Annotated in this window: 11 protein-coding genes; 6 read left to right on the forward strand and 5 right to left on the reverse strand. The window is 73.8% G+C overall.

The window, feature by feature from the left end; all coding sequences use genetic code 11:
- The first annotated feature begins 194 nt into the window (after nucleotides 1-194).
- Complete coding sequence (locus tag ACGFSH_RS29720) at nucleotides 195-701, forward strand: hypothetical protein (RefSeq protein WP_393353821.1); 507 nt, start codon at nucleotides 195-197, stop codon at nucleotides 699-701.
- 105 nt (nucleotides 702-806) lie between these two features.
- On the opposite strand, the gene ACGFSH_RS29725 is transcribed toward ACGFSH_RS29720, so the two are convergent.
- From ACGFSH_RS29725 to ACGFSH_RS29735, 3 genes are all read right to left on the reverse strand, one after another.
- Nucleotides 807-1,346, reverse strand: coding sequence for a hypothetical protein (locus tag ACGFSH_RS29725; RefSeq protein WP_393353822.1), 540 nt, complete (start codon nucleotides 1,344-1,346; stop codon nucleotides 807-809).
- Between the two features lie 242 nt (nucleotides 1,347-1,588).
- Nucleotides 1,589-2,353: a hypothetical protein gene (locus ACGFSH_RS29730; RefSeq protein ID WP_393353823.1), complete on the reverse strand. Its 765-nt coding sequence runs from the start codon at nucleotides 2,351-2,353 to the stop codon at nucleotides 1,589-1,591.
- A 21-nt stretch (nucleotides 2,354-2,374) separates the two neighbouring features.
- Complete coding sequence (locus tag ACGFSH_RS29735; RefSeq protein ID WP_393353824.1) at nucleotides 2,375-2,503, reverse strand: hypothetical protein; 129 nt, start codon at nucleotides 2,501-2,503, stop codon at nucleotides 2,375-2,377.
- Between the two features lie 834 nt (nucleotides 2,504-3,337).
- Between ACGFSH_RS29735 and ACGFSH_RS29740 the strand changes: the two genes are divergently transcribed.
- The 4 genes from ACGFSH_RS29740 (at nucleotide 3,338) to ACGFSH_RS29755 (ending at nucleotide 8,070) form a co-directional block, all read left to right on the forward strand.
- Nucleotides 3,338-4,321 (forward strand): SCO0930 family lipoprotein, encoded by a 984-nt coding sequence (locus tag ACGFSH_RS29740; protein WP_393353825.1) that lies wholly within the window; start codon nucleotides 3,338-3,340, stop codon nucleotides 4,319-4,321.
- Between the two features lie 329 nt (nucleotides 4,322-4,650).
- Nucleotides 4,651-5,466: an SAM-dependent methyltransferase gene (locus ACGFSH_RS29745; protein WP_393353826.1), complete on the forward strand. Its 816-nt coding sequence runs from the start codon at nucleotides 4,651-4,653 to the stop codon at nucleotides 5,464-5,466.
- Nucleotides 5,463-7,598 carry a putative bifunctional diguanylate cyclase/phosphodiesterase gene (locus ACGFSH_RS29750; RefSeq protein WP_393353827.1) on the forward strand — a complete coding sequence of 712 codons (2,136 nt, stop codon included), beginning with the start codon at nucleotides 5,463-5,465 and terminating at the stop codon, nucleotides 7,596-7,598. Before ACGFSH_RS29745 ends, ACGFSH_RS29750 begins: the two co-directional genes overlap by 4 nt.
- Before the next feature lie 85 nt (nucleotides 7,599-7,683).
- A complete protein-coding gene (locus ACGFSH_RS29755; RefSeq protein ID WP_393353828.1) occupies nucleotides 7,684-8,070 on the forward strand; it encodes a DUF4440 domain-containing protein in 387 nt (128 codons plus the stop codon).
- Between the two features lies 1 nt (nucleotide 8,071).
- On the opposite strand, the gene ACGFSH_RS29760 is transcribed toward ACGFSH_RS29755, so the two are convergent.
- Complete coding sequence (locus ACGFSH_RS29760) at nucleotides 8,072-8,917, reverse strand: LysR family transcriptional regulator (protein ID WP_393353830.1); 846 nt, start codon at nucleotides 8,915-8,917, stop codon at nucleotides 8,072-8,074.
- A gap of 123 nt (nucleotides 8,918-9,040) precedes the next feature.
- Between ACGFSH_RS29760 and ACGFSH_RS29765 the strand changes: the two genes are divergently transcribed.
- Nucleotides 9,041-9,937, forward strand: coding sequence for an NAD(P)H-binding protein (locus ACGFSH_RS29765; RefSeq protein WP_393353831.1), 897 nt, complete (start codon nucleotides 9,041-9,043; stop codon nucleotides 9,935-9,937).
- 21 nt (nucleotides 9,938-9,958) lie between these two features.
- Here ACGFSH_RS29765 and ACGFSH_RS29770 read toward each other — a convergent pair whose 3' ends face one another.
- Nucleotides 9,959-10,843, reverse strand: a complete 885-nt coding sequence (locus ACGFSH_RS29770; RefSeq protein ID WP_393353832.1) for a LysR family transcriptional regulator — start codon at nucleotides 10,841-10,843, stop codon at nucleotides 9,959-9,961.
- Nucleotides 10,844-10,872: the final 29 nt, after the last annotated feature.

Here is a 10,872-nt window from a genome sequence, read left to right on the forward strand (position 1 = left end):
CGAAAGGATTTTTCTGACGGTCCGTGACCTGCGGCTATATGCGATTGTGTGCATGGCGGGCGGCGTGTCCTCTCACCAGGACGGACCAGTCCCGAAATGCGGGCCCGCGCACGGCATCCGAGGGTCGTGCCGGGAGGCGCTTTCTCGCCGACATGCCGGGGACGGGCCCCGGGGCGCCTTCCGCGGAGGATCACATGCCCACCACTCGCGCCCTGGCCGCCTCGGCGGTCTCCGCCGCCGCGATCGCCGCCCTCGGACTCGCCGCCCCCGCCGCCGTCGCACGCGACGGCATGGGCGCCAACCCGAGGAACATCGTCGTCCTGCCCAGCGTCATCGCCCGCGGCGGCCAGCTCACCGTCACCGTCGACGGCTGCCCCGGCGGCGGATCCATGACCTCGCCCGCGTTCGCGCAGGCCCCCCTGACGCCGGTCAACGGCGTCAACCAGACCGCCAAGGGCACGGCCACCGTCAGCGCCAACGCCCGCCCCGGCGCCTACGACATCACCGTCAACTGCTCCGGCAGGACCCTGACCCGTCCCAACGCCTTCACCGTCATCGGCGGCGTCCGCGGCGGCCTCGGCGGCAGCGTCGGCACCGGCGCGTCCCCGACCGACATGGCCATCGGCGGTGGACTCGTCGCCGCGGCCGTGGTGGGCGGCGGGCTGTTCTGGATGCGCCGCCGCGCCGAGCGCCGCATCTGACGTCCGACGTCCGCCCTCGTCGAAGACCGCACGCGGCACAGGACTTCGCCCCGGTCCCCGAGGGGGACCGGGGCGAAGACCCGCGCACGGCGCGAACGCCGGCCGTCAGGCGCCGTCCTCCACGTCGCGCCGCCGCGCGAAGCGGTACGCGACCGCCGTCGCCCCCACGACGAGCGCGGCGCCGAGCCCGATCTCCCGCAGGTCGAATCCCGCGACGCTGCCGCCCTCGCCGGCGTGCACGCCCCGCGGGACGGGACGGGGCACCGGGGTGACGTCGGCCGGGCGGCCGCCCGAGATCGTCAGCTCCTTCACCGCGCTGACGCCGCCGCAGGTGAACGTCACCCGGTAGGAAGCGCCGGGTCGGGCGTCCCGGTCGACGGTGGCCACCGCCGACATCGCCCCCCTCGGCACGACGAGCGTGTCGAACACGCCCGAGGACACCGTCACGGCCTTCATGCAGCCGCTGACGTCGCGGTCCACCCGGACGGCGACCTCTCCGCCCGGCGCGACGGTCGAGGGCAGCAGGCTGTAGCCGTTCGACATGACGTAGTGGCCGTCGTCGTCGCTCGCCACGGCGGCCGATGCGGAGAAGGCCAGGGCGGCTGTGCCCAGGAAAGCGGCCGTGGCGACGCGTATCGCGCGCATGGTGGATCCTCCGGTCTCCGAGGAGCAGCTTGCGGACCTTTTCCGCATACGTCATCGATGCGCCTCGATGTCCGAAACGCTAGGAACATGTGTGCGCGTCCGCGATCGCAGTAGTGCGAACGGGGTATGCCTGTGGGCCGCCCGGGGGAAAACGCCGCCGCTCCCGGGGGACCGCGGCGGCGTGGCGGCCGCGGTCTCCCGGGAGCGGAGTGGCGCGAAGGGGCGGACGCCGGCGGCCGGGCTCAGCGCCCGGCGTCGGGGAACAGGTTGACGAACGGCTCCGCCGACGCGCTCACGCCCCGGCTGTAGGGGGCGTCGAAGTCCCAGATCAGGAAGAGCAGAAACGCGATGAGGGCGGAGAACAGCCCGGCCAGCACCAGTTCGCGGGGCGTGCGCCGGATCTGCAGCGCGAAGACCATGCCGATGGTGATGACGGCCCCCGTCAGCAGCCCGAACCACACCACCCCCGGCATGGTCGCCCCGGTCGAGTCGGCGCGGGCGTGACGGGCCTGGTCGGCGGTGGCCATCTGGTCCAGCAGCGGCTGGTAGGCCTGCGCCTCGAAGTCGGAGGCCGGCTGGTAGTCGGTGAGGTCCACCCGGATCCGCTGCAACAGCTCGTCGCCGCGCGGGGTCACCTCCCCGTCGTCGGCCATCTTCTTCCACTCGACGTCGACGACGTGTCCGACATAGGCGTTGACATCCGCCCGAATGCGGTCACGGACGGCGGGCGGATAGACCCGCGCCCGCTCTGAGATCTCGTGCAGGGCCTGGGCCTCCGTCTGGACCTGGTCCTGGGCGACGCTGCGTGCCTCCCAGACGCCCGCGATGGCCAGGCCCAGCACGATGGCGTACACGACGCCGATCCACATCGTCATGTACTCGATGACGTCGGGGGTCTCGGAGGGGTCCTCGTCCTCGGGCGCCCTGCGGTGCCGTACGAGGGTGACGATGACCACCACCGCACAGGCGGCGAGCATCGCGAGGGTGAGAACAAGCCATTCCGGCAAGAGAGGCCTCCTGGATCGGCGTTAGCGCGGCCGCAGCGCGGCGACGGCGATCAGCGCGGGGACGGTGATGAGCAGGACGTAGGTCACCGGCGACTGCCCGCCGCGGACCGACCGCCGGTGCGGCGCGGAGTGGTACGCCGGATAACTCACCGGACGCGCCGAGGGGCGCGGAGCCGGCCTGGGCTTCGGTGCGGGCGGTGGCGGTGGTGCCGGGACGGGGTCCGGGGCGGGTGGCGCCGGAGGCGGCGCGGGCCGGGGCGGAGCGGGCTCCGGGCGCGGCGCGGGGGGCGGCTTCGGAGCCGGCGGCCTGGGCTTCGGTGGCGGTTTCGGGACGGGGGCGGGGGTGGGGGTGGGCGTCGGTTTCGGGGGTGGTGGCTTCGGGGGCGGTGGCGTGGGAGTGGGCTTCGGCTCGGGCGTCGGCTCGGGCGGCGGGGTGGGCGTCGGCTTCTGGCACACCGGGGGCGTGGGCCACCCGTGGCCGCCCGCGACGGCCACCGCCTCGGTCCCGTCCGGGCCCGTCGAGGCGTACGCGCACGCGTCGGCCACGGCTGTGCCGGCCGGCGCGGCGGCGAGGATCCAGGCCACGGTCACCAGGGCCAACGCCCTGGTGAGAAGTGCGGATCGGATCGGTTCGGGTCCATGCACGACGGTGATCATCCGGCTTCGGGCACTGCCGTGCGTCCATGCCTGGCGGGGATTGCCCCGAACGGGGGAAGTTCCGGTTCGCGGGTTTGCCGCCCGGTGCGCTCGCGTTTGCGGCCCCTCGTGCGCGCGTGCGAGCGGGCCCGCCCGGCCCGCGCGACGCTCGCGCCGGCGCCCCTCGCACGCCTTCGGGGACGGCCCGTTCGGCCCCCCGGCACGAGCCGCGGAAAAGAATTTCGGGCCGTGTTTGAACACAACCGGTGCTCCGGTGCGTACTCAGGTCCGTGCGGCGGCGCAGCAGGGCGCTGCAACACCCTTGTGACGATCGGGGAGTTGTTGACGATGAAGACCACCTGGCGGAGCGCCTCACTCGCGGCGGGCACGGTGGCCGTGCTGGCGCTGACGGCGGCGTGCGGATCGGAGAGCGGCACGTCGGCGTCGAGCCAGAACGTCGGAGCAACGGCTCCGGCGGGTGGCATCGCGGGAGTCGGCAGCGGCTACGGCGCCGCCGGTGCGAGCCAGAGCCCCGCACCCGGCGGAGTCGGCGCGGGAACGGGGACGGGAGCCCAGACCGGCGGCGCCGGCGAGCTGGCCGTCTCCGCCAACGGCGACCTCGGCAAGATCCTCACCGACGGCGCGGGCAAGACCCTCTACCGTTTCGACGCGGACACCGCCGAACCGCCGAAGTCGAACTGCGACGGCGACTGCGCGACCACGTGGCCGCCGGTCTCCGCGGACGACGTCAGCGCCGGCGACGGCATCGACAAGTCGCTGCTCGGCGAGATCACCCGCTCCGACGGCTCCAAGCAGCTCACCGTGGGCGGCTGGCCCGCCTACTACTACGCCAAGGACGCCAACGCGGGCGACATCAGCGGCCAGGGCGTGGGCAACAAGTGGTTCGCGCTGACCCCCGAGGGCAAGAAGGCCAAGGCGGGCGGCGGCGCGTCCGACGCCGCTCTGGCGGGTCTGTCCGTGCGCAAGGACCCCAACCTCGGCGAGATCGTCGTGGACAAGAACGGCATGACGGTCTACCGCTTCCTCAAGGACAAGGCGTGGCCCAAGCCGGTCTCGAACTGCAACGGCGCCTGCCTTCAGAAGTGGCCGGTCGTCGCGCCGGTCGAGGCCAACGACACCAAGGGCGTGCAGAAGAAGGGCCTGATGAGCTTCACCCGCGGTGACGGCGTCAAGCAGCAGACCGTCAACTGCTCGCCGATCTACACCTTCGCCGGCGACAAGGCCCCCGGCGACATCAACGGCCAGGGCGTGGGCGGCACGTGGTACGCCGTCGCGCCCGACGGCAAGCTGGTCGGAGCGCCGGCGCAGTAGAGACCGCCTCCCCAGGGCCGGTCCCGCAGCTGCCCCACGCGCACGACCTCAGGTCCGCCCCCTCCGCGCCGCACGGAGGGGGCGGACCGCTGTGTTGTCCCGGCCGGGTGTCGTGTGCGTAGACTTTCGCCGCTCCGAGGGCCGCTGCGGGGACTCTCCGGAGCGCCTCGGGCACTTTCCGCAGCCCCGCGGGGCAGGGGCGTCGATTCGGCACGTGCCGCAGGCAGTGACCGGGAACGGACGGTCAATTTCCGTTTCCACTCGCCCGTTTGGCGGGCGATCAGTAGCCTCAGCTCGAACACCGGATCGCCTACGTCATGGAGAGACAGATGGAGCGTCCCGCCTGGGCCCCTCGGAGCATCGACATCTCGGTGCCGAGCGTCTCGCGGATCTACGACTACTACCTGGGCGGATCCCACAACTTCGAGGTGGACCGGGAAGCGGCCCGCAGGGCCATGGAGTTCCTGCCGGGACTGCCGAAGATCAGCCAGGCGAACCGGGCGTTCATGCGTCGTGCCGTGCGTCACGCGGTGGCCGAGGGCGTCACCCAGTTCCTCGACATCGGCTCGGGCATCCCCACGTTCGGCAGCGCGCACGAGGTCGCCCGCGCGGCGAGCCCCGGCGCGCGCGTCGTCTACGTCGACAACGACCCGGTGGCCGTGGCGCACAGCGAGGCCGTGCTGGCGGGCGACGACGACGCCGACGTCGTCGCCGCCGACCTGCGCAAGCCGCAGGAGATCCTGCGCAGCCCCCAGGTGGCGCGGCTGATCGACCCCGGCCGGCCGGTGGCGCTGCTGCTGGTCGCCGTCCTGCACTTCGTGGAGGACCAGGACGACCCGTACGCGGCGGTGGCCGAACTCGGCGCGGCGCTCGCGCCCGGCAGTCTCCTCGTGCTCACGCACGCCTCGTACGAGGGGATCCCGCTGCCGGCGGAGCGGGCCGAGGGTGCGGTCGACGTGTACAAGGACATCCGCAATCCGCTGATCATGCGCTCTCGGGACGAGATCGGGCGGTTCTTCGAGGGGTACGAGATGGTGGAACCGGGACTGGTGCCCATGCCGCGCTGGCGGCCGGACACCGCGCCGGAGGACGACGAGGACCCCTGGGCCCTCTCGGGTTTCGCCGGCGTGGGACGCAGGCCGTGACCGCGGAGCCGGACGGACCGGAGGACAGACTGCGGCGGTTCGCGACGATCTGGAGCCGGGCCGTGTTCCCGGTGACCGCGACGTCGTTGACCCGGCTCGAACTGGAGGAGCGGCTGCTGCCGCTGGCGCGGCGGCTGCGCGGGGCGCTGCTGGAGCGGGGCTTCGACGCCGAGGCCGGCAAGGACGTGGGCGCCGCCCTGGTCGACGCGCACTGCACGGATCCCGACGCGCTCAGCCACTCCCTCGACTGCGTCGACGCCTACCTGGTGCTGTACTGCGGCGAGGGCGGCCCCCAGGAGGACCTGCGCGTGCGTGCCTCGCGGCTCCAGCACGCCATGGCGGCCGGCTTCGCGCGGGCGCTGCGCGAGCGCACGCTCGCCGAGCAGGAGGCCATCGCCCAGGCCGCGTTGCGCGCCCAGGGCGTCGTCGCGCAGGCGCTGCACGCGAGCGAGGCCCGCTTCCGGGCGGTCTTCGAGGGCGCCGCGATAGGGATCGGCATCGCCGACCTCGACGGCAACGTCCTTCAGATCAACGGGGCGTTGCTGCGCATGTTCGGGGGCTCCGAGCACACCCTGCGCGGCCGCCGGGTGCAGGACCTCACCCATCCCGAGGACGCGCCCCAGACCTGGAAGCTCTACGACGAACTCGTGCGCGGCGAACGCGAGCACTACCACACGGAGAAGGCGTTCAGCCGTCCCGACGGGACGGTCCTGTGGACCAACCTGACGGTCTCCCTGCTGCGGGACGCCGACGGCGCGCCGCAGTACACGCTGGCCCTCATGGAGGACACCACCGAGCGCCGGCTGCTCAATCTGCGGCTGCGGTACGAGGCCACCCACGACGCGCTCACCGGCCTGCCCAACCGCACGCTGTTCTTCGAGCGTCTGGAGAAGGTGCTCGGCGCGGGCGAGGGCAAGCGTTTCGGGCTGTGCTACCTCGACCTGGACGGCTTCAAGACCATCAACGACAGTCTCGGTCACGCGGCCGGCGACCGGCTGCTCGTCGAGGTCGCCGACCGGCTCCAGTCCTGCGCGACCGCGCCCGGCGAGATGGTGGCCCGTCTCGGCGGCGACGAGTTCGTCGCGCTGACCACCGGGCCCGACACCCGCCACGAGGTCGACGAACTCGCCGCCCGCATCATGAACGTCCTGGTCGCGCCGGTGAGCATCGACGGCCGGGAGCTGACCGTGCGCGGCAGCATCGGCATCGTCGAGGGCCCGGCGGGGGAGCGCAGCGCGGCCGAGGTGCTGCGCAGCGCCGACATCACCATGTACCGGGCCAAGTCGGCGGGCGGCAACCGCTTCGAGCTGGCCGACCCGGAGGCGGACGCCCGGGCGATCACCCGGCACGGTCTGACCACGGCGCTTCCGGCGGCCCTGGAACGCGGTGAGTTCTTCATCGAGTACCAGCCGCTGGTGCATCTCGGCGACGGCAGCGTACGCGGCGCCGAGGCCCTGGTGCGCTGGCTGCACCCCCAGCACGGGGTGCTCGGCCCGGACCGGTTCATCCCGCTCGCCGAGCGGACGGGGCTGATCGTGCCGCTGGGCCGCTGGGTCCTGGAGCAGTCCGTCCGCCAGGCCGGCGAGTGGCGTGAGCGCACCGGCGGCACCGACCCGCTGCGCATCAACGTCAACCTCTCCCCGTGCCAGCTCACCCATCCCGGTCTGGTGCAGGACACGGTCGACATCCTCGAACGCGCCGGCGTGCGGCCCGAGGCCCTGTGCCTGGAGGTCACCGAGTCGGCGCTGATCGGCGCCGACGACGACCTGCTCAAGCCGTTGCGCCGGCTCGCCGAGATGGGCGTCGACATCGCGCTGGACGACTTCGGGACCGGCTACTCCAACCTGGCCAACCTGCGCCGGCTGCCGGTGAGCGTGCTCAAGCTGGACCGCTCGTTCACCCAGGGCATGCAGCAGTTCCCGGCGGACCCGGTCGACCTCAAGATCGTCGAGGGGATCGTCTCGCTCGCGCACAGCCTGGACCTGGCGGTGACGGTGGAGGGTGTGGAGACCGGGGCGCAGGCGGAGCAGCTGCGGATACTGGGCTGCGACACCGCGCAGGGCTGGTACTACGCCCGGCCGGGCCCGCCGGACCGGCTCCACGAGCTGGCCCTGGTGGACGCGACGGGCTGACCGCGCACGAGGGCGCGGGGGAGAGCGGGCCGCGTGCGAGGACCCGGGCCGCGGGGGCGCGCGGGCCGCACGCGAGGATGGTCGGGTGAACCACGCGGAAGACGACGTGAACGAGGCGATCGCCGGCGAACTGGCCCTGCTGGACCCGGCCGTGCGCGCCTGCCGTGCCCGCTTCGAGCCCCTGCTCGACCCCGAGTTCGTGGAGGTGGGCTCCTCGGGCCGCCGCTACACGTACGAGGACATGCTGGCCTGGCTGCCCGGCGACCCGGGCAGTTCGCGGGAGGGCCCGCGGTACGAGCCGCCGTCGATCCAGGGCGTCGTGCTGGCCCCCGGGCTCGTCCACCTCACCTACGAGACGGACTTCGACGGCCTGCGCGCCCGCCGCAGCTCGCTGTGGCGCAGGGGGAACGGGGAGGCGGGCTGGCGGCTGTACTACCACCAGGGGACCCCCGTGCCGCCCGGGATCCGGTAGGTCAGCCGGCCTCCCGCGCGCGGACGTCGTCGGCCACCGACACGGCGGCCCGCACGAACGCGGCGGTGGCCGTCGAGCGCGACTGCTGGGGCCAGGCGACGGCCATGACCGCGGCGGGCGCGTCCAGGACCGGCCGGTAGACGACCCCGGGCCGGGGGTAGCGGCCGGCGACGGAGGCGGGCAGCAGGGCGACCAGCTCGCCCAGGCCGACGAGCGTGAGGAGCTGGGCGAGGTCCTGGCCCCTGCCGCGGACCTCCTCGATGAAGCGGAGCGTCTCGTCCTCGCGCAGCCCCAGGTCGGCCAGGCGCAGCCCGGTCCGGGCGGCGAGGGGGTGAGTCGCGGCGAGGGCGGCGACCCGCGGCTCGGCGACGAGGTCCTCGGTGTCGAGGCCCTCCGGCTCGTACGGCTCGTACATCAGGGCGGCGTCGGCCTCGCCCCGGCGCAGCATCCGGGCCTGCTCCTGCCAGCCGGCCAGCCGTACCGTGACCGGCAGGGCCGCCGGGTCGGCCGCGTAGCGAGCGAGGATCGTCTCCAGCAGACCCGCGTCGCCGTCCGCCTTCACGGCCAGCACCAGCTCGGGGTCGGCGCCGGCCGCGCGGCGGGCCCGCCGGCCCGCGGCGTCCAGCGCGTCCAGGGCGAACCTGGCCTCGGCGAGCAGGACCGCGCCGGCCGGTGTCAGGGTCACGCTGTGGGTGGTCCGCTCGAAGAGGACGGCCCCCAGCTCGCTCTCCAGCGCGCGGATCGAGCGGGACAGCGGCGGCGGTGAGATGCCCAGCCGTTGCGCGGCGCGGGCGAAGTTGAGCTCCTCGGCGACGGCGACGAAGTAGCGCAGCGGACGGGACTCCATGGGCGGCCCTCCGTTCGGTATTGCCCTGAGGGTAACAAGCGCTCGCCGATCGGTCCTTCCGTCCGTCCGGGCCGGGCAGCAGGCTCGTGACCGTAGCGACCGCCACCGACCCTGGAGCAGTTCATGATCGTCGTCACCACCCCGACCGGCCAGATCGGCCGCGAGGTCCTGTCCCTGCTGCTGGACGCCGACCAGGACGGCGCGACCCCGGTCCGGGTCGTCGTCCGCGACCCCGCCCGGCTCGCCCCGCGGGACCGCGAACGCGTCGAGGTCGTCCGGGGTTCGCACGCGGACCCGGCCGTGCTGAAGGAGGCGTGCGAGGGCGCCGACCGGATCTTCTGGCTGGTGCCCCCGACACCCGGCGTCGAGGACGTCGACGGCCACTTCCGCGCCTTCACGCAACCGCTCCTGGAGGTGATCGACTCCCGGAGCGGGCCCGAACGCGTCGTGGCCGTCTCGACCCTTGGCCGGGGCGTCGCCCGCGACGCCGGGCCGATCTCCGCCTCCCTCGCCATGGACGAGGCGATCGCGGCGACGGGCGTGCACTACCGGGCGCTCTGTCCGCCGGCGCTGATGGAGAACCTGCTCCGGCAGGCGGCCCCGATCCGCGACGAGGGCGTGTGGACCGAGGCGCTGGCACCCGATCGCGTGCTGCGCACCTGCGCGGTCCGCGACATCGCCGCGCAGGCGGCCCGGCTGCTCCTCGACCCCTCCTGGACCGGTTACCGCGACGTCGCGCTGGCGGGGCCCGACGACCTGACGCCCGAGGACATGGCCCGTGTCGTCGCGGACGTGCTGGGGCGCCCCGTGCGGCTGCGCCGGATCACCTCGGCCGAACTGAAGGCGACGATGATCCGCCACGGCGCGACCGAGGCCTGGGCGCGGGCCATCGCCGACATGACGGACGCCCAGAACACCCAGGGCTTCTACGGCGCGTCCCAGCCCGCGACCCCCGGCCGCACGCCCACCGGCTTCCGTCAGTGGTGCGAGGAGGTGCTGGCGCCGGCCCTGCGCGGCTGACGCCGGCCGGGCGGCCGCCACTCACCGCTCCAGCAGCATCCGCTGCAGTTCCCGGGCCGCACGGGGCGGGGCCACGTCGCTGCGGTGGGCGAGGGCGATCGTGCGGTGCAGGCCGGGCCGCGCGAGCGGGGTCACGCGCAGTCCCTGTCCCGAGCGGGCGGCCACCATGCGGGGGACGACGGCCACCCCGAGACCGGCCCGCACGAACCCCAGCACCGCGTCCATCTCGCCGCCCTCGACCGCGAAGCCCGGCTCGAACCCCTCGGCCCGGCACGCCGCCACCGTGAGTTCCCGCAGGTCGTAGCCGTGCCGGAACATCACCAAAGGCTCGTGCTCCAGATCGGCGATCTGCACCGTGCGCCGCCCGTCCCCCGGCCTGGGGGCCTCCGGCGAGGACACCACCACCAGGTCCTCGCGCAGCACCTCCACCGCCGTCAGCGCCGGGGCCGGCGTCGGCAGGGGCAGCACGACCAGGGCGAGATCGAGGGCGCCGCGGGCCAGCTCCCGGACCAGGTCGTGCGAACCGCCCTCCTCGATCAGCAGCCGGACGCCCGGATAACGGTCGTGGAAGGCGCGCAGCACGTCCGGCAGCAGGCCCGTGCACAGACTCGGCGTGGCCCCCAGCCGCACCCGGCCGCCCCGCAGCTCCACCAGCTCCCGCACCTCGTACCGCGCGGTCTCGGCGTCGGCCAGGATCCGCCGGGCCAGCGGCAGCAGTGCCTCGCCCGCGTCGGTGAGCGTGATGTTGCCCCGCGCGCGCTGGAACAGATCCGCGCCCAACTCCCGCTCCAGCGCCCTGATCTGCTGGGACAGCGAAGGCTGCGCCACATGCACGAGCTCGGCGGCCCGGGTGAAGTGCCGGGTCTCGGCCACCGCCACGAAGTAGTGGAGCTGCTGGAACTGCATCAGGCCATCATAGGCGCAGGCTATGGAAA

Source organism: Streptomyces sp. NPDC048481 (genome assembly GCF_043200075.1).
In the GTDB taxonomy this organism is placed as follows: domain Bacteria; phylum Actinomycetota; class Actinomycetes; order Streptomycetales; family Streptomycetaceae; genus Streptomyces.